Below are 17,363 nucleotides of genomic sequence, written 5' to 3'. Positions count from 1 at the left end.
GGGGCGCGCAGCGCGGGGCGGGGCGCGCAGCGCGGGGCGGGGCGCGCAGCGCGGGGCGGAGGTGCGAGCAGGCGCACGTCGGCGACCGTCGCAGGGCCCCGCGGCGGCACGGCAGGATGGGGGCATGACGCCCCCGCCGACCACGCCGGCAACCCGGTCGACCAGCTCCCCCGCGCCCACGCGCTCCGGCCTGGACCTCGACTGGGTCGACCCGGGCACCCGCCCCCAGGACGACCTGTTCGGCCACGTCAACGGCCGCTACGTGCAGACCCACGTGATCCCCGACGACCGCGCCCAGGACGGCGCCTTCCGGGTCCTGCGCGACCGGGCCGAGGCCGACGTGCGGGCCATCGTCGAGGAGGCGAAGGGCGCGCCCGGCACCGACGCCCAGCGCATCGCCGACCTGTACGCCTCCTTCCTGGACGTCGAGCGGATCGAGGCGCTGGGCACCGCGCCCCTGCGGCCCCTGCTCGACGAGGTCGAGGCGGCGGGCACGCGGGCCGAGCTGGCCGCGGTGCTGGGGCGGCGGCTGCGCCAGGAGCGCGCGTCGCTGTTCGCGGTGTTCGTCTCGACCGACGCCAAGGACCCGTCGCGCTACCTGCCGCACCTGGTGCAGTCCGGTCTCGGCCTGCCCGACGAGTCGTACTACCGCGAGGACACCTACGCGGAGATCCGCACCGCCTACGTCGAGCACCTGACCCGCCTCGCCGAGCTGGTCGGGCTGCCCGCGGGCACCGCGGAGACCGTGATGGAGCTGGAGACCGCGCTGGCCGCCGTCTCCTGGGACCGGGTCAGCACCCGCGACGCGGAGAAGACCTACACCCTGATGACGCTCGCGCAGCTGCGCGAGCACGCCCCCGAGTTCGACTGGGACCCGTGGCTGGCCGCGATCGGCGGCGCCGACGACGCCTTCGCCGAGCTCGTCGTCATGCAGCCCAGCTTCGTCGCCGAGGCGGCGCGGCTGTGGGCGCGACAGCCGCTGGAGCAGTGGAAGGCCTGGCTCGCGGTGCGCACGGCGTCGTCGCTGGCCGACTACCTCACCGAGGAGATCGTCGAGCAGGACTTCGCCTTCTACGGCCGCACCCTGTCGGGCACCCCGCAGCTGCGCGAGCGGTGGAAGCGCGGCGTGTCGCTCGTGGAGGGCGCGCTCGGGGAGGCCGTGGGCCAGCTCTACGTCGAGCGGCACTTCCCGGCCGCGGCCAAGGAGCGGATGGTCACCCTGGTCGCCAACCTCGTCGAGGCGTACCGGCAGTCGATCAGCTCCCTGGACTGGATGGGTCCGGCCACCCGCGAGCGCGCGCTGGCCAAGCTGGCCCGGTTCACGCCCAAGATCGGGTACCCGGACACGTGGAAGGACTACTCCGCGCTGGAGGTCCGCGCCGACGACCTGGTCGGCAACGTGCTGCGCGCCGCGGAGTGGTCGACCGACCAGGACCTCGCCAAGATCGGCAAGCCGGTCGACCGCGACGAGTGGTTCATGACCCCGCAGACGGTCAACGCCTACTACCACCCGCGGATGAACGAGATCGTGTTCCCGGCCGCGATCCTGCAGCCGCCGTTCTTCGACGCCGAGGCCGACGACGCGGCCAACTACGGCGGCATCGGCGCGGTCATCGGACACGAGATCGGCCACGGCTTCGACGACCAGGGCTCCAAGTACGACGGCGACGGCGCCATGACCGACTGGTGGGACGCCGCCGACCGGGCCGAGTTCGACCGCCGCGCGCAGGCGCTGATCGAGCAGTACAACGGGCTGTCCCCGGCCGGGCTGCCCGAGCACAAGGTCAACGGCGCGCTCACCGTCGGCGAGAACATCGGCGACCTCGGCGGGCTCACCATCGCCCTGAAGGCCTACCAGATCGCACTCGACGGCGCCGAGGCCCCGGTGCTGGACGGCTTCACCGGGGTCCAGCGGGTCCTGGTCGCCTGGGCGCAGGTGTGGCGGGCGGTCACCCGGGAGGCCGAGGCGGTCCGCCGGCTGGCGATCGACCCGCACTCCCCGCCGGAGCTGCGCTGCAACGCGGTGGTCACCAACCTCGACGCCTTCCACGAGGCGTTCGACGTGCGCGAGACCGACGCCCTGTACACCCCGCTCGACCGTCGGGTGCGGATCTGGTGAGCCCGTCGCCCCGGCTGCTGACCGCCGACGAGTGCGCCGGCGAGTGGGGCGTCAAGACCGGCACGTGGCTCGGCTACGTCTCGCGCGGGCAGGCGCCGGCGGCGCTGCCCGAGCGGGACGCGGCCGGCCGGCGCGTCTGGGACGCCGAGCAGGTGCGCGCGTTCCCGCGGCCAGGGGTGGGCCGGTCCCGGGCCGGGGCCGGCCCGGCCGCCGAGGCGCTGCTGGCCGAGATGCGGGAGGTCGCCGACCGGATGGAGGAGCTGCGGGTCCGCCAACGGGAGCTGCTGCGCGCCGGCAAGCGCGACGGGCTGGAGGTCCAGGCGATGTCGCGCGCGCTGGGGCTCTCCCGCCAGACCGCTTACGGCTGGCTCGCCGACGACGGTCGCAGTGCCCCCTGATCGAGTGGTTCGCGTCGGGTCGCGCTGTGCAGCGCTCACCGACGGTGTAACACTGCTGCCCCGCCCGTGCGACTTATCGGGCACGTGCTCCCCGCAGTGATCATCTGATCGCGTTCGCAGTGGTCGCGACGGGAGCACACACGACGATGTGTGCGTTCCCCGACCGATGCGAGGCAACGGTGCCAACTTCGTCATGCTCCACGAGCGCAGGCCCGGCGGAGCCCCGGTCCGACCGCCCCGAACCGTTACCCGTGCGCCCCGACGACGTTGGCCCCACACCGCCGCGCAGGGAGTCGAAGATGGTCGGTGGCCGGCTGGACGGCATCGCGGTCCGGGTCCTGCAGCACCTCGGGAGGCGCCGGTGGGGCTTCCCCCCGGAGATCATGCACCCGCTGGTCCAGCACCTCGGTCCGGTGCGGGCGCTGCGCTGGACGCTGCGCGCGAGCCGCCACTACGACCGCGCGATGCGCGCTCTGGGCCCGCTGCGCGGGCACCTCGCCTGCGTGGCGGTCTCGCTGGTCAACGGCTGCCGGTACTGCGCCCACGGGCACGCCTACGCGCTGGAACTGCACCACCTGAACAACCGCGACCGGCTGTTCCCCGAGTCCGCGGAGACCGTCGCCGGCTGGGCGGGGCTGCCCCGCAACGAGGTGCGCTCCCGGCTGCGCGACGCGCTCATGCGCGCCGACCTGCACGTCGAGCTGATCTGGGTCGACCGGGCGCTCGACCTGGCCGACGGCGGGCAGCCCATCGACGACGAGGAGGCCCGCATCGCCCACCTCGTGAGCGTGCTGGACACGCTCAACGCGGTGGGGATCGCCGGGTCGCCGCCCTTCGACGAGGCGCACGACCCGCTCAACAAGGACACCCGGCTCAAGACCAGGCTGGCCGCGCTGCGCGCGGCCGAGCAGCGCTGACCGGGGTTCAGGAACCGTCGGTGGCGTCGTCGATGACGTCGGGGCCGGGGTCGCCGAGGGGCGCGTAGGTCGTGCCGCCGCCGGGCATGCGGCGGAAGAACTCGACCGGCAGGATCGACCGGCGGTTCACGGTCGGTTGGCGACGTTCCACGAGGTGCTGCAGCGGAGCCGGCATGACGGCGCCGGTGCGCACTCCGCCCTGAGGATCGGTCGGGGTCGGTTGCGCCGCCGGAGCGAGGAGGCCGTCGAGACGCGGGGTGGTGGATCGCCCAAGATCCTCAGAATTCACTGGCGGAGCCTATCGGCAAGGCCGATAATCGTTAGAGCTATTCGGCCCAATTGCGTCGGACGCGCTCAGTGACCGGGCAAGCGCTTCCTGCGACCGGACGGTGCCAGCCGATCCTCCCTGTCGGTGCACAACAACCTGAGCAGGGCATTCACGCTACGCTGAGCGACCGCCCGCTGGCCATGTGGCGACCCCGTTAAGATCGGGTCACATTTCGGTCGCCGGGTCCGCTCGATCTGGCGCAATTCCGACAATGGGACTTCCGACGACCTGCGGGTCGCTGTGGACGGGGGCGGCCAACTCGGAATGGACCAGGCCGGTCAATGCGGCGAGGGTCCGACCGAGCACGACGTCGTCGGTGAGCTGCTGATCGGCGAGTCCCTCGGCCAGCTGCTCCAGCCCGGCCGGGCCGGCCGCGGCGTGCAGGACCCGCAGGACCGCCGCCTCGTCGCCGCCCAACCAGAACAGCGCGGGCGGTGTCCCGGGCAGCCCGACGAGGCAGCGCCCGTCCCCGGTGCTCACGATGCGGCACTCCTGCGCCCGGTAGGCGCCGGCCCGGACCACCGGTCCGGTCCGGTGGACCGGCTCCGGCTCCGGTGCGCCGAGCACGGCGCCGACCAGCCGCTCCGCGTCCGCGCCCAGCAGGTCGGCGTGCGCGGCCAGCCACGACCCGATCTCGCCGGCCCGCCGCGCCGCTGACGGCAGCACCGTGTGCTCGCCGAGCTCCGCGGCCTCCGGGCCGCCCAGGACGGCCTCGGCCAGCTCCGCGAGGCAGGCGTAGGCGTGGAAGGCGGCCAGGGTCTGCTCGACCGGCCAGGTCGTCGACCGCCACGACGGGCGGAAGCCCGGCGCCCCGTCGCCCGTCGCCCGAAGCAGGTCGCGGGTCATGGCCATGTCGAAGAGCCGCTGGTGGGCGGCCTCGTGAAGGATCGACTCGGCGATCTCGACCGGGGTGCCCGGGCGGACCATGACCAGGCCGGGCATGTGCCGGCTGGAGGCCGAGACCACGGAGGCCGACCGGTCGGGGTCGAGCACGGCGATCAGGGCGACGTGGCCGACGAGGTCGTCGAAGAGCTCGGGCACGAGCCGGCGCGCCAGGTCGAGGGCCGCCCCGACCTGGGCGCGGGCCCGGCGGTGGGCCGGCGGATCGGCGGCGGTGACGAGCCCGACCGGTGTCGGGGAGGACACCTCGGCGGCCACCGACCGCAGTGCCGGTTCCAGCAGCCGCTCGGCGCCCGGTCCGGCGACCACGACCGGCTCGGGCCGCACGCCGTCGACGCCGATCTCCCGCTCGGTGGGCAGGCGCAGGGCGGTCGGCGGACGCCGGCCGGAGAGCACCTCGCCGATGCGGAAGCGGGTGACCGGGTGGTCCAGGATCGACCGGGGGACGGCGCCGGGGCCGCGGATCAGCTCGACGGCCAGCGCGTAGAGCGCGCGGCGGTCGGCGAGCAGTTGCGCGCGCGAGCCGAACCGCGCGTGCGCGGCGACCACACCGCCCGGTCGGCCCGGTTCCGGCTGGTCAGCGGCCCGCTCGTCCGCCTCGACCCGACCGCGTCCGGTCATCGCCCACCCGCTTCCACAGCAGCACGACCCCGTGGCCCGGGAGCAGCCATGATCGCACGTCGGTCTCCTTGACCTGGTCCGCGGGTGCCCAGCGGGCCGGGTCGGTCTGGGCGCGGAACGCGAAGGACTGCAGCCGGAACAGGAAGTCCTCCTGGCCGTCGATCGCGAGGGGCGCGGCGTCGATGTGCATCCGCTCGACGAAGCACGGGTAGGGCGCCTGCCAGTAGCAGAACCCGTCGTCGACGCGCTGCAGAGTCATCGACCGCAGGCTCAGCCGCTGGATGGCGCTCACCCGGGTGGGCGCGGCCATCCGCCGCAGGTCGATCTCGAACACGCGCAGGCTGCTCATGTAGTCCTCGGGGCGCAGCCGGGGCAGCGCCCCCAGCGGCTCCCGGAAGAACGTGAGGTACTCCTCCCAGCGCCCGACCCGCACCTCGGTCAGCAGGGGGTGGTGGTCGAGGATCTCGTGCTGCTGGCCGGCGTGGTCGGTGAAGCGCAGCCCGATGCGGACGGAGGGCAACATCCCGTCGACGGAGTCGTGGAAGAGCGGGTCGACCGGGTCGTCGGGGACGAACCACAGCTCGAACAGCGGCTGGCGGCAGCCCAGCACGATCGACTCGCGCAGCGTCGCGTCGGACGTCGCGAAGATCATGAACTTGTCCGTGGGCACCCGCGTCGTGAAGCTGTAGCTGACCTGCATCACCAGCTGGTAGCTGTCCTCGTCGACCCGGTTGAGCCGGTACTCGACATCGGTGTGCTCGCTGATGGTCAGGTCGGAGCGGTCGAGCTGGCGGCCCTCGCCGCCGAGCAGCGAGGTGATGACCTCGTGGTTGTAGGGCGAGTCGCCGTAGACGCTGCCCAGCACCATGTCCAGCGCCTGCGCCGGCGGCACCGCGGTCAGCACGGCGGACTCCAGGCTGGCCGCCACGTCCCGGACGGTGCCCGCGACCGCCCGGTTGGTGCGCTCGACGACGTCGTCGATTCCCCGGGCCGCGTCCCGGCGCACCGCCCGGACCGCGACGTGCAGGGCGACCACCGTCACCGCGGCGAACGCGGTGAGCAGGGCCGACGCCACGGCCGCCACGCGCACCGGCTCGGCCAGCCCGAGCGACGGACCGACGAGGGCGAGCGCGGCGGCGGCGCAGGCCGCGGCGACCAGTCCCAGCGCGGCGACCACCGGGACGGGTGCGCTGGGCCACCGGCCGCCCGGCCGAGCTGGTCGTCCGACAGCCACCGCGCGACGAGCCCCCTCGGAGATGAGGACTCAATAGTCGGTTGTCGACCCGCGCGATTCAAGAGAGCGCTCGCGCCGTCAGGGCTCCTCGGACCAGTCGGGTCGATCCCGCACGTCGACGAAGAACGACACCTCGGCCGGCCGGCCGCGGGGCGCCACCCCCCGCTCCCGCTGCACGCGCTTGTACAGGGCCATCAGGTGCGAGGTCATGGTGAGCCGGGCGCCCACCTCGTCGCCCCGGCGGATCTGCACGACGATCTGGTTGTGGTCGATGCCGGCCTGGTCGTGCAGCTCCGGCGAGCGGTAGCTGTCGCGCCGCCACGCGGCGATCAACGGGACGACCGTGGTCAGCATGGCCTTGAGGTGGGCGTTGCCCGACGCGTCGGCGATCGCGGCGTGGAACTCCTCGTCGGCCTCCAGCAGGGCGTCGCGGTCGGCGAACGGGATCTCCTGGTGCGCGCGGCTGAGCTTGGCGATCCGGTCGCGCTGGCCGGGCGTGGCCCGCACCGCGGCCAGCGCCGCCGCCTGGCCCTCCAGCGCGATCCTGGTCTCCAGCACCTCGAGCACGTCGAAGTCGCCCGCGGTCATCGGTTCGAGCAGGCCGTCGGAGGCGCCCGGGCGGGGCTCGTCGGCCACGAACCAGCCCTGGCCGCGGCTGACCTCGATGAGGCCGCGGGCCTGCAGGCGCTGCAGGCCGGTGCGGACCGAGCTGCGGGCGACGCCGAACAGGCGGGCGAGCTCGGGCTCGCTGGGCAGCCGGTTGCCGGGGCGCAGCTCGCCGGTGCGGACCAGCTCGACGACCTTGTCGCCGACGAGCTCGGGCACGGGCTTGCGGGCGGCGCCGTCGAGCGTCCACCGGTCGTCGCGCGCAGCATCCGCGTCGGGTCGATCGGGCTCACGGGGAGCATCCACCGGAACCCTCCTCGGGTCTGTCGCGGTCGTGGTGCGGGCATGGCGGCCCGGCTGCTGTCGGACAACGGACCACGTGCGTGGGGACCTACCCTAGCAGCCGATCTGATCCGTCACCAAATTTCGGTATATCAGCCCCTCACTGCTGCTGTCTGACTGCGATGTTCGTTGACAGACAACAGACATCGGGCCACACTCGGTCCCATCTCCCCGACCGGTCCTCCCCGGGGTCGGTTCCGCGGCACCGGCGCCGCGGGTCCGGTCCCGGGGCACCGGCGCACGGTCCGCAGTCGTCCGCACGAAGGGGGTGCCCGTCATGGTCACGGCAGTCATCGCGATCGGCGTCGCGCTGCTGATCGTCTTCGCGACGGTGGTCGGCACGTCGATGGACACCGAACGCCGCCGTGCGCGGTGGCGTCGGGTGGCCGAGCAGCGCCGGCAGAGCGCCGAGCAGCGCCGCGCGCTGCTGCCCGAGTACATCGCCGACCCGGACCACGACCGTCCCGTCCACCCCGGCCGCCACAGCGGCTGACCGATCGTGACGGGCCGGGTTCCAGGCACCGCCGGCGCTGCGGAAGCGGAGCCCGGCCCGTCGATCCACGGCGGGAACCGCCGGGAACGGGCACCATCGGGGGTGAGACCACGGAGGTGCGCGTGCCCGACGAGCGACCCGGACCAGGAGGACCGTTCGACGACCTGTTCGAGCGGCTGTTCGAGAACCTGGAGAGCACCTTCGGTGATGCCATCCCGCGGCCCGACCGGTCCCCACGGGGCAACGGGTCGCGGGGCGCGCGCACGCCCCGGCTCGACCGGTTCGGCCGCGACCTGACCGCGGACGCGGCCGCCGGCCGGCTCGACCCGGTGGTTGGCCGCGACGCCGAGATCGAGCAGGTGCTCGAGGTGCTGTCGCGGCGCACCAAGAACAACCCGGTCCTGGTGGGCGACCCCGGGGTCGGCAAGACCGCGATCGCCGAGGGGATCGCCCAGCGCGTGGCCGACGGGCGCGTGCCCGACGCGTTGCGCGACGTGCGGGTGGTGTCGGTCGACCTGGCCGGCATGGTCGCGGGCACCAAGTACCGCGGCGAGTTCGAGAAGCGGCTGACCGGGGTCATCGAAGAGGTCACCGGGGCCGACCGCTCCATCGTGCTGTTCGTCGACGAGTTGCACACCGTCGTGGGGGCCGGCGCGGCCGAGGGCGCGCCCATGGACGCCGGCTCGATCCTCAAGCCCGCCCTCGCCCGGGGCGACCTGCGGATGATCGGGGCGACGACGGCGGGCGAGTACCGCCGCCACATCGAGCGCGACCCGGCGCTGGAGCGCCGGTTCGCGCCGGTGCGGGTACCGGAGCCGTCGGTGGCCGGCACCGTCGAGATCCTGCGCGGGCTGGCCGGGCGCTACTCCGAGCACCACGGGGTGCGGATCGAGGACGCCGCGCTGGTCGCCGCCGCCGAGCTGACCGACCGCTACGTCACCGACCGCTTCCAGCCCGACAAGGCCATCGACGTCATCGACAGGGCCGCCGCGCGCGCCCGCATCCGGCACGCCGACCCGAGCGACCCCACGAGCCGGCCGACCGGTCCGTCCAAGCCATCCGGGCCCTCCGGAGCGTCCGAGGAGCCGGCGCCGGCCGCCGGGCCGCCCGGCGACGACCGGCTCGACCAGCTGCGCCGCGCCCGCGACGTCGCCGTCGACGCCGAGGACTACGAGCGCGCCCACCTGCTCACCCGGGAGATCGAGGCCGCCGAGGCCGCCGGCCCCGCGGTCACGGTCAGCAAGCCGGCGCCGTCCCCGCCGCCTCCCCCCTCGGCGCCGGCCGAGGCCACCGTCACCGCCGACGACGTGGCCGCGGTCGTCGCGCAGAGCACCGGCATCCCGGTCGCCCGGCTCACCGCGGGCGAGCGCGACCGGCTCCTGGAGCTGGAGGAGCTGCTGCACCTGCGGGTGGTCGGGCAGGACGAGGCCGTCGAGGCCGTCGCCGACGCGGTCCGCGCCGGGCGGGCGGGGCTGTCGCACCCGGAGCGGCCGGTCGGGTCGTTCCTGTTCCTGGGCCCCACCGGGGTCGGCAAGACCGAGCTGGCCAGGGCGCTGGCCGAGGCGCTGTTCGGCAGCGTCGACGCGTTGCTCCGCTACGACATGAGCGAGTACTCCGACAAGGGCAGCGCGATGCGCCTGGTCGGGGCGCCGCCCGGGCACGTCGGCTACGACGACGCCGGCCAGCTCACCGAGGCCGTGCGCCGCAGCCCGTACGCGGTGCTGCTGCTCGACGAGATCGAGAAGGCGCACGCCGACGTCACCGCCACGCTGCTGCAGGTGCTCGACGCCGGGCGGCTCACCGACGCGCACGGCCGCACGGTCGACTTCACGCACACCGTCGTGATCATGACCAGCAACCTGGGCGCCGATCGGCTGCTGGCCGCGGCGGCCGCGGGCCAGCCGGTCGAGCAGGTCCGCGACCAGCTGCTGACCGCGACCCGGGCGCACTTCCGCCCGGAGTTCCTCAACCGGATCGACGACATCGTGCTGTTCCACGCGCTCGGCCGCGACGAGCTGCGCCGCATCACCCGGCTGATGCTCGCCGGGACCGCCCAGCGGCTGGCCGCCCAGCGGATCGACCTGCGGGTGAGCGACGCCGCGGTCGACTGGCTCGCCGAGCACGGCCACGAGCCCGAGCTCGGCGCCCGACCGCTGCGCCGCACGATCAACCGGGAGCTCGAGCGCAAGCTCGCCCGGTTGATCATCGGCGCGCGGGCGGGCGCCGGGCAGCGGGTCACCGTCGACGTGACCGGCGGCGTCCGCGACGGCGAGCTGCAGGGCGAGCTCGGCGGCGCGGAGCTGACGATCGAGGTCACCGACGGCTGACCCGCGGGTGCCGGCGCCCGATCAGCGGTTGCCGGCGCCCACCCCGGCCAGCAGGTCGGGCAGGGGTGTGGTCGCCGCGACCGCGGCCGGGCGGGTCACGAAGCAGTCGGCGTGGTACCACCCGTCCGCCTCCCGACCGGTGGGGTCGAGGCCGCGGCGGGCGACGTCGGCGTTCGCCGCCCGGAACTCGCCGTCGTCGGCGAACCGGCGCTGCACGAACGTCTCCCCCTCCACCCGCTCGGTGACCAGCCCGAACTCCGCCAGCGCCGCGGCCACGTCGGCGTAGTCGAACACCCGCAGCACGAACACCACGAGCCAGGCGTCGCCCGGGTCGTCCATGCACCGCAGGAGGCGCTCGAACGTGCGGTGCCCGATGTAGCCGACGCCCCCGGTGCACACCACCAGCCCGGTCCGGGCGACGCCCGCCGCCAGCTCGGGCGAGGGGTCACCGGCTTCCAGGTCCTCGGCCCAGCCGTCGGTGAGCAGGCCGGTGCGGCGGGCGTAGTCGATCGCCGGGGCGGAGACGTCCAGCCCGAGCGTGGGCAGGTCGGGACGACGCAACCGCTCGGCGTAGAACACGCGGTCGGCCTCGATCAGCTCGTCGGCCGGGAGGTCGGCGAGGTCGGGGTCGGTCGCGCGGGCGGTGATGTCGTCGAGATCGAGCCGGTGGCGCAGCAGCGCCGCGTTGATGCCGTAGGAGCAGCACAGGTCGAGCACGGGCCGCGGGTCGCCCGCGGACCGGGCGGCGAGCACGGCCTCCACGACCGGCAGCGCCCGCTGCGGGATCTGGTACTCCAGCCCGGCCAGCGCACCGAAGTAGGCGCGGGGATCGGGTTGAGTGTAGATGTCGGTGAAATCGGTCTTGATGGAACCGGTCAGGGCGTTGTCGTCGAGCAAGGGCACACACCTTTCCTCTCGTGTTCGGTTGGTCCTCTCGGCTGGTGGGGCGGGGGAATGGAGGGGTCAGCCGCCGGCGAGCAGGTCGTCCAGCTCGCGGACCGCGCGGGGCAGCTCGGCCGCGTAGGCCGTCATCTGCTCCCGGACCGCGCGGGGGGTGCTGAGGTAGATGTGGAAGCGGTCGGGCAGCAGCGCGTAACCGACGCCGATGCAGGTCAGGCTGGTCGACCCGAACCCCCAGTAGCGCACGTTCGGGCTGGGCACCGCGCTCGTGCTGAGGTAGTCGTCGCGCATGACCAGCCAGCCCGGGGTCTCGTAGAGCGGCAGCGGACCGGTCACCCCGAGCTCGGCGCCGCGCCGGCGCGCGATCATCTGCAGCTCCCACAGGTGCTGCTCGGGCGCCTGGCCCGCCTGGCACTCGCGGGCGCGGCGCACGTGGGCGTCCGCGGCGGCGCGCAGGGCCGCGCGGCGGGCGTCGGCGTCGGCGCCCGGGTCGGCCATGGCCGTGACGAACCGGACGACCTCCGGCGTGACGACCCGCATCGCCTCGGTGCGCCCGTGGCGGAACTGCCGGGTCGCGATCGACTCGTAGGTCGCGCCGACGTGGCCGCGGGAGCGGTGGTGGGCCAGCTGGAAGGCCATCTGGGCGAAGGCGTCCGGCGACATCCCCAGCTGCTTGGCCCGCTCGGCGCCGAAGCCCTCGACCGCGACGAGCGCCGATGCGGTGTCGGCGGCGTAGGCGGCGAAGTCGGCGGCGGCGCCGTCGACGTCGGCGCGCATGTCGGCGTCGAGCACGAACTCGACGGGCGCCCAGCTCGGCGCGGTCCGTGCCCCGGCCGGGTCCGGCCGGTCGACGGGCCTGGTCAGCAGGGTGTCCAGGAACGCGATGACGGTGGTGCCGTCGAGGCGGCAGTGCTCGCCGTTGTAGCCGGCCGTGCCGTCGGCGAAGACGATCAGCGAGATGCTCTTGTCGAACCAGCGGTTGCGGCTGTCGCCGTGCAGCAGCTGGTCGCTTGCCTGCAGCGGCTCGTCGGGCGTCGCGTCCTCCAGGCACACGCACAGCAACGCGGTCTCCACCGCGTCCATCGCCTCGCGGTTGCGGGAGTCGTGGTCGAGCAGCCGGGCCCGGCTGCGCGCCCACTCGGCGCGCGCCTTCGTGGTCAGCGCCCCCACGCCGGCTCCCCGGCCGGACGCCTCGGACGCGGCCAGCACCGCGCGCAGGCCCGCCTCGATCTCCGCGACGGTGTGCGGCTCGCCGTCCTCGCCGATGACGTCGAGCCGGTAGGCGTTGCCGCGGTGCAGGACCAGGATGTGGCGCTCGCGCGACGGCCCGGGCCACTGCGGCGTGTACGGGGTGCGGGCGGTGTCGCGCAGCTCGCCGGGGATGCGGCAGGCCGAGAACAGGTAGCGGTTCTGCTCCATCGACAGCGGCTGGCCGCGCTGCACGGCCGGGGCCAGCTCCTCGGCGTCGACCAGCCGCTTGTAGGCCAGCGCCCCGGCGACCAGGTGCGCCGCGCGCGGGACCTGGCCCTGGGGCGAGTCGGCGAACAGGAAGAAGAAGTTGGCGTTGAGCGCGATCCGGTCGCGCCGACCGAGGTAGCGGTCCTCCCAGAACTCGTCGAGCCAGCTGTGCACGCCCTCGGTGGCGTCGTAGCGCTGCAGGTCGGCGTGCAGCACCGGGCCCGGGCCGTCGGGGGCGGTGAACCGGGCCAGCGCGGCCTCCGTCCGGGCCGCCTGCTCCTCGGTGAGCAGCGGGGAGCACCACTGCAGGAAGCGCTGGGCGGTCTCCTCCAGGGTCGGCAGCGGCACCCGCGGCAGCAGGTCCTCGTTGCCGAACGTGCGGGCTGACAGTTGCGGGCTGGCGTGCATCGGGTCCTCGGGTCGGGGTGCGGAGCGGGCGGGCGGCCGGCGGGAGGGGCGGGTCGGGCGGGGTCAGTCCATGAGCTGGTCGACCCGGGCGGCCGGCCGCGCCGCCGTGTGGGCGGGGGTGAGGCGACCGAACAGCTGCCGGGTCCGCTCGGGCGTGCCGAGCACGCCCGGCCGCCGGCTGTAGGCCAGGATCGCGCTGTGCCGGGCGGTGGCGCCCTCGACCCGGCGCACGCGGTGCAGCGAGTAGCGGCCCCGGAACAGCTGCAGGTCACCGGGGCGCAGGGTCAGCAGCCGCGGCGCCCGCGCGGCCCGGCCCTCCAGCACGGCGCGCACGTCGTCGAGGTTCTCCGCCTCCGGCGTGCGGATGTTCGCGCTGTACTCGAACTCCCCGCCCGATTCCGGCTGCTGGGTCAGCAGGCTGACGGTGAACTCGTTGGTGTCGAAGTGCCACGGGTGCCCGCGGCCGGGGCTGAGCACGTTCAGGCAGAGCCCGGACAGCGGGTCGGCCAGCTCGTGCACCTCCGGCAGGTCGAAGCAGTCGGCCACGAAGCGGCGGAACGGTCCGCTGGTGTAGAGGCGTTGGACGGTGGCCGTGACGGGGATGAGGTCGCGGGCGACGAAGGCGTTCTCGCGGGCCGTCGTCACGCGGGCCGGGTGGCCCTCGGGCAGCCGCGGGTCGGGCGCGGTGTTGTAGACGTTCACCAGCGCGACCTCGGTGTGGGCCGAGGGCGCCACCGCAGCGCACTCGCGGCGCAACCGCTCCCGCAGCTCGGGGCGGACGAAGTCGGCGAGCACGCTGCACCCGTCGGTGCGCAGGTCGTCGCGGACGCGCGCGACGACCTCGGCCCGGGCGGGATCGGTGGGGTCGGCCAGCGGGTAGCGGTCGGTGTCGACGAGCGCGGCGAGTACCTCGGCGGCGTGGCCTCCCTCGTCGGTGGGGCTGTGGGTGGGGCTGTGGGTGGGGCTGTGGGTCGGGCGGTGCTCGGTGTCGGCCTCGTCGCCGGGCGCAGCCATCGACATCCTCTCGCTCGCCGCTCCCCTGCCGCGGGGACGTCCGCCGTGGGGCTCGGTGCGTGTGCCGCAGCGCCCGTCCTCCCATACAAACCGGCTCCCGCGGCCCTGGCTACCGGACGAACGGCGGCAAAAGGCGTCTCGGTCACCCGTACGGGTGTGAAGTCGATAACACGACGTGGGCGTCCTGCTCCGTTCCGCCGACGCCCACCCCGGGTTCAGATAGTGAACCGGGTGCCCGTCACGCGGGCGGCGCAACGGCGCCGGCGACCGAGGGAGCCGCGGCCCGCGCCCGCCGCACGTACGGCGCCACGGGGCTCAGCTGCAGCGCCTCGGGCAGGCACAGCAGCACGTCACGCCGCCCGGTCAGGGTGACCAGCCCGTCGCGCACCGCGGCGGGCAGCTCGATGACGCCCTCCCACACCTGGTACAGCACCCCCAGCGACGAGCGGACCGTGGCGTCGACGTCGTAGCCGGGGTCGGTGAAGCACAGCGAGACGTCCTGCGGGGCCACGACGAACCAGAACCGCGCCCGGCGCGCGTCGGGGACCTGCACGTGCAGCACCACCCGGCGCTCGCCGAACGGCGCCGGGTCGATACCGCCGCGGATCCACCACATGAGCACCGTCGGGTCGAGCTCGTCGGAGCGCGGCTCGCCGAACGCCCACCGCGCACCCCACTCGGCCAGCCCGAAGATGAGCGGGCGCAGCTCCTCGCCGGCCGCGGTCGGCCGGTAGCCGACGCCGTCGCGCTCGACCAGGCCGTCGCGCTCCAACTGGCCCAGCCGCTTGGACAGCAGCCCGCGCGACATGCCGGGCAGGCCCCGGGCCAGCTCGTTGAACCGGGTCGCGCCGACCAGCAGGTCGCGCATCACCAGCAGCGTCCACCGATCGCCGAGCACTTCGAGCGCCCGCGTGATCGGGCAGTACTGGCCGTAGCGCGACATGCTGTGATCGTCCTCCCCGCGGTTCAGTTCCGGAACTAGTTGCGGCCGCCGAACGGGTGCACGGTTCCGGCATGACCGTCACCGACCACCCGGCGCTCGACACGACGAGCGCGCCGGGCACCCCACGGATACCCCCGATCAGCGACGCGGACGTCGTCGCTCTCGCCGCGGAGGTCGGCCGCGCGGCCGCGCCGTTCGACGCCGGGCACGACCGCGACGCCACCTTCGTCACCGAGGCCTACGCCGCCATGGCCGAGCACGGCTACCTGCGCCTGGCCGTGCCGACCGAGCTGGGCGGTCTGGGCGCGACGCTGCGCCAGGTCGTGCTGGCCGAGCTGGAGTTGGGCCGACACTCCGGGGCCTCGGCGCTGGCCGCGGCCATGCACCTGTACCTGACGCTGGTGCAGCGCTGGCGGCTGCGCAACGGCGCGGGCGACGCGGAGGCGGCGCTGCGCCGGGTGGCGCAGGAGGGCCTGGTGCTCGCCACCAGCGGCGGCTCGGACTGGGTGTGCCCGACCACGACCGCCACCGAGGTCGAGGGCGGCTACCGCTTCGACGGGCGCAAGGGCTTCTGCTCCCAGGCACCGGTGGCCGGGGTGCTGTCCACCTCGGCGGTACTGGGTGAGCCCGGCCCCGACGCCGTCGTGCTGCACGCCGGGGTGCCGATGACCGCACCGGGCGTACGGCTCGAACAGACCTGGGACACCCTCGGCATGCGCGGCACCGCGAGCCACGACGTCGTGTTCGACGGTGTCTTCGTGCCCGCCGAGAAGATCATGGGCAAGCGCCCCTACGGCGTGCTGGCCGGTCCGCTGCTGGCCGCCGCCGTGCACTTCGCGCCGGTCGCGGCCGCTGCCTACCTGGGCGTGGCCCGCGGCGCGCACGACGAGGTGCTGCGGCTGCGGACCGGCTCCGACGCGCCGGGGACCGTGCGCCGGGTCGGCGAGATGGCCGGCAGGCTCCGCGTGGCCCGCTGGGCGCTGCTCGCCGCCGTCGACGAGGTCGGCGACCACCTGGCCGTCGACGAGGCCACCCTCGCCACCGTGATGACGGCCAAGCGGCACGCCGTGCTGGAGGCGCGGGCGGTCGTCGACACCGCCCTGGAGGTCGCCGGCGGGCGGGCGTTCTACCGCACGTCGCCGCTGGAGCGCGCCTACCGCGACGTCCGCGGCGGACCGTTCCACCCGCTGACCCCGGAGGACACGCTGACCCTCGTCGGGCGCCGGGAGCTGGCCCCGGTCAGCGGCTGAGCACCTCGGCGTCGCCGAAGACGAACGGGCTGGCCGCCGACTCGGACAGGAAGTCGGCGAACGGACCGGGCTCGAACGGGGCGGCCGCCTCCAGCCGGGCGCGCAACTCGTCGGGCAGCACGAGGTCGGCCGCGGCGACGACGTCCGCGACCTGCCCGGCGGTGCGCACGCCGACCAGTGGGTGCACCGCCGCCGACCGGGCGCGGGTCCAGGCGATCGCGACCCGCGCCGGGGTGGCGCCCAGCTCGTCGGCGACGGCGCGCACGGCCGCCGCCGCGGACCGCTGCCGCGCGGTGGGCTCGGGCACCCGGGCGGTCGAGCCGGTCAGCGCGCCGTGCCCGAGCGTCCCGAAGGCCGCCACGCTCAGCCCGAGCGCCTCGGCCATCGGGAGCACCTCACGCTCGACGTCGCGGTCGACGAGGTTGTAGGGCACCTGCACGGCGGCGAACGGCGTCCATGCCCGCCACTCGGCGAGCGCGTCGGCCCGGGAGACGACCCAGGCCGGGGCGTCGGAGATCCCGACGTACAACACCTGGCCGGCGCGCACCGCGTCGTCCAGGGCGCGCAGGGTCTCCTCGATCGGGGTGCGCGGGTCCCAGGTGTGCACCCAGAGCAGGTCGACGTGGTCGGTGCGCAGCCGGCGCAGGCTGCGCTCCAGCGACAGCCGCAGGTTCTTGCGGTGCCCGCCGGCGGCGTTCGGGTCGGAGCGGTCGCGGCTGAGGGTGAACTTGGTGGCCAGCACGAACCGGTCGCGGTCGGTCAGCACCTGCCCCAGCACGGCTTCGCTGTCGCCGTAGGCGGACGCGGTGTCGATGACGTTGCCGCCCGCGCCGGCGTAGGCGTCGACGACCCGCCGGGCCTCGTCGACGCCGGTGGACGGCCCGCCGAACGACATCGCCCCGAGGAACACCTCCGAGACCCGCAGTCCGGTCCGGCCGAGCAGTCGGTAGCGCATGGAGATCGACGCTGCCGGAGGCCGGGGCGCGGAGGGAGGCCGCGGTGGGGCCCCCTTCCTAGACTCGCGGCCGTGACCGCACCCGGTTCCAACGCGCTCGGCGAGTTCCTGCGGGCGCGCCGCGAGGCGACCGCCCCCGCGGCGGCCGGG

Annotated in this window: 15 protein-coding genes; 6 read left to right on the top strand and 9 right to left on the bottom strand. The window is 74.7% G+C overall.

The genetic code is table 11. The features are described from left to right. Positions 1-124 precede the first annotated feature (124 nt). The 3 genes from KIK08_RS29800 to KIK08_RS29790 all read left to right on the top strand — a co-directional run bounded on the left by KIK08_RS29800 (position 125) and on the right by KIK08_RS29790 (position 3,434). Positions 125-2,119, top strand: a complete 1,995-nt coding sequence (locus tag KIK08_RS29800) for a M13 family metallopeptidase (protein ID WP_214406627.1) — start codon at positions 125-127, stop codon at positions 2,117-2,119. Next, entirely contained in the window at positions 2,116-2,517 is a 402-nt protein-coding gene (locus tag KIK08_RS29795; protein WP_308257980.1) for a hypothetical protein, read from the top strand. The genes KIK08_RS29800 and KIK08_RS29795 overlap by 4 nt, the downstream gene beginning before the upstream one ends. A gap of 299 nt (positions 2,518-2,816) precedes the next feature. Beyond that, positions 2,817-3,434: a carboxymuconolactone decarboxylase family protein gene (locus tag KIK08_RS29790; protein WP_214406626.1), complete on the top strand. Its 618-nt coding sequence runs from the start codon at positions 2,817-2,819 to the stop codon at positions 3,432-3,434. A gap of 7 nt (positions 3,435-3,441) precedes the next feature. Here the strand turns inward: KIK08_RS29790 and KIK08_RS29785 are convergent, their stop codons facing one another. The 4 genes from KIK08_RS29785 to KIK08_RS41970 form a co-directional block, all read right to left on the bottom strand. Next, positions 3,442-3,609, bottom strand: a complete 168-nt coding sequence (locus tag KIK08_RS29785; RefSeq protein WP_214406625.1) for a hypothetical protein — start codon at positions 3,607-3,609, stop codon at positions 3,442-3,444. Between the two features lie 318 nt (positions 3,610-3,927). Beyond that, positions 3,928-5,283, bottom strand: a complete 1,356-nt coding sequence (locus KIK08_RS29780) for an aKG-HExxH-type peptide beta-hydroxylase (RefSeq protein WP_214406624.1) — start codon at positions 5,281-5,283, stop codon at positions 3,928-3,930. Further along, positions 5,240-6,460, bottom strand: a complete 1,221-nt coding sequence (locus KIK08_RS29775; RefSeq protein ID WP_214406623.1) for a hypothetical protein — start codon at positions 6,458-6,460, stop codon at positions 5,240-5,242. The genes KIK08_RS29780 and KIK08_RS29775 overlap by 44 nt, the downstream gene beginning before the upstream one ends. A 135-nt stretch (positions 6,461-6,595) precedes the next feature. Then, the gene (locus KIK08_RS41970) at positions 6,596-7,429 is read right to left on the bottom strand and encodes a FadR/GntR family transcriptional regulator (RefSeq protein WP_214406622.1); all 834 of its coding nucleotides are present in this window, start codon (positions 7,427-7,429) and stop codon (positions 6,596-6,598) included. 313 nt (positions 7,430-7,742) lie between these two features. Between KIK08_RS41970 and KIK08_RS29765 the strand changes: the two genes are divergently transcribed. Both KIK08_RS29765 and KIK08_RS29760 read left to right on the top strand, forming a co-directional pair. Continuing rightward, the gene (locus tag KIK08_RS29765) at positions 7,743-7,958 is read left to right on the top strand and encodes a hypothetical protein (protein WP_214406621.1); all 216 of its coding nucleotides are present in this window, start codon (positions 7,743-7,745) and stop codon (positions 7,956-7,958) included. Between the two features lie 122 nt (positions 7,959-8,080). Beyond that, complete coding sequence (locus tag KIK08_RS29760) at positions 8,081-10,285, top strand: ATP-dependent Clp protease ATP-binding subunit (RefSeq protein WP_214406620.1); 2,205 nt, start codon at positions 8,081-8,083, stop codon at positions 10,283-10,285. A gap of 21 nt (positions 10,286-10,306) precedes the next feature. Here KIK08_RS29760 and KIK08_RS29755 read toward each other — a convergent pair whose 3' ends face one another. The 4 genes from KIK08_RS29755 to KIK08_RS29740 form a co-directional block, all read right to left on the bottom strand. Beyond that, positions 10,307-11,182 carry a class I SAM-dependent methyltransferase gene (locus KIK08_RS29755; RefSeq protein ID WP_214406619.1) on the bottom strand — a complete coding sequence of 292 codons (876 nt, stop codon included), beginning with the start codon at positions 11,180-11,182 and terminating at the stop codon, positions 10,307-10,309. A gap of 66 nt (positions 11,183-11,248) precedes the next feature. Continuing rightward, positions 11,249-13,051: a choline/carnitine O-acyltransferase gene (locus tag KIK08_RS29750; RefSeq protein ID WP_214406618.1), complete on the bottom strand. Its 1,803-nt coding sequence runs from the start codon at positions 13,049-13,051 to the stop codon at positions 11,249-11,251. 63 nt (positions 13,052-13,114) lie between these two features. Further along, positions 13,115-14,065, bottom strand: coding sequence for a HalD/BesD family halogenase (locus KIK08_RS29745; RefSeq protein ID WP_250558085.1), 951 nt, complete (start codon positions 14,063-14,065; stop codon positions 13,115-13,117). 238 nt (positions 14,066-14,303) lie between these two features. Continuing rightward, on the bottom strand, positions 14,304-15,008 hold the full coding sequence (locus KIK08_RS29740; RefSeq protein ID WP_214406617.1) for a winged helix-turn-helix transcriptional regulator: 705 nt from the start codon (positions 15,006-15,008) through the stop codon (positions 14,304-14,306). 71 nt (positions 15,009-15,079) lie between these two features. On the opposite strand from KIK08_RS29740, the gene KIK08_RS29735 reads away from it, so the two are divergent. Beyond that, positions 15,080-16,258: an acyl-CoA dehydrogenase family protein gene (locus KIK08_RS29735; RefSeq protein ID WP_214406616.1), complete on the top strand. Its 1,179-nt coding sequence runs from the start codon at positions 15,080-15,082 to the stop codon at positions 16,256-16,258. Here the strand turns inward: KIK08_RS29735 and KIK08_RS29730 are convergent. Further along, complete coding sequence (locus KIK08_RS29730) at positions 16,248-17,213, bottom strand: aldo/keto reductase (RefSeq protein WP_214406615.1); 966 nt, start codon at positions 17,211-17,213, stop codon at positions 16,248-16,250. The two genes, KIK08_RS29735 and KIK08_RS29730, sit on opposite strands and share 11 nt — an antisense overlap. Between the last annotated feature and the right edge of the window lie 150 nt (positions 17,214-17,363).

The organism is Pseudonocardia lacus (assembly GCF_018531445.1).
GTDB lineage: Bacteria > Actinomycetota > Actinomycetes > Mycobacteriales > Pseudonocardiaceae > Pseudonocardia > Pseudonocardia lacus.
Note: the sequence above shows the minus strand (reverse complement) of the source record. Positions and strands in the feature narration are given on the sequence as shown.

Excerpts from the sequence above, each read along its gene's own strand:
- KIK08_RS29800 (WP_214406627.1), top strand. The coding sequence starts at position 125 with ATGACGCCCCCGCCGACCACGCCGGCAACCCGGTCGACCAGCTCCCCC.
- KIK08_RS29790 (WP_214406626.1), top strand. The coding sequence starts at position 2,817 with ATGGTCGGTGGCCGGCTGGACGGCATCGCGGTCCGGGTCCTGCAGCAC.
- KIK08_RS29785 (WP_214406625.1), bottom strand. The coding sequence starts at position 3,609 with ATGCCGGCTCCGCTGCAGCACCTCGTGGAACGTCGCCAACCGACCGTG.
- KIK08_RS29780 (WP_214406624.1), bottom strand. The coding sequence starts at position 5,283 with ATGACCGGACGCGGTCGGGTCGAGGCGGACGAGCGGGCCGCTGACCAG.
- KIK08_RS29765 (WP_214406621.1), top strand. The coding sequence starts at position 7,743 with ATGGTCACGGCAGTCATCGCGATCGGCGTCGCGCTGCTGATCGTCTTC.
- KIK08_RS29750 (WP_214406618.1), bottom strand. The coding sequence starts at position 13,051 with ATGCACGCCAGCCCGCAACTGTCAGCCCGCACGTTCGGCAACGAGGAC.
- KIK08_RS29745 (WP_250558085.1), bottom strand. The coding sequence starts at position 14,065 with ATGGCTGCGCCCGGCGACGAGGCCGACACCGAGCACCGCCCGACCCAC.
- KIK08_RS29740 (WP_214406617.1), bottom strand. The coding sequence starts at position 15,008 with ATGTCGCGCTACGGCCAGTACTGCCCGATCACGCGGGCGCTCGAAGTG.
- KIK08_RS29735 (WP_214406616.1), top strand. The coding sequence starts at position 15,080 with ATGACCGTCACCGACCACCCGGCGCTCGACACGACGAGCGCGCCGGGC.
- KIK08_RS29730 (WP_214406615.1), bottom strand. The coding sequence starts at position 17,213 with ATGCGCTACCGACTGCTCGGCCGGACCGGACTGCGGGTCTCGGAGGTG.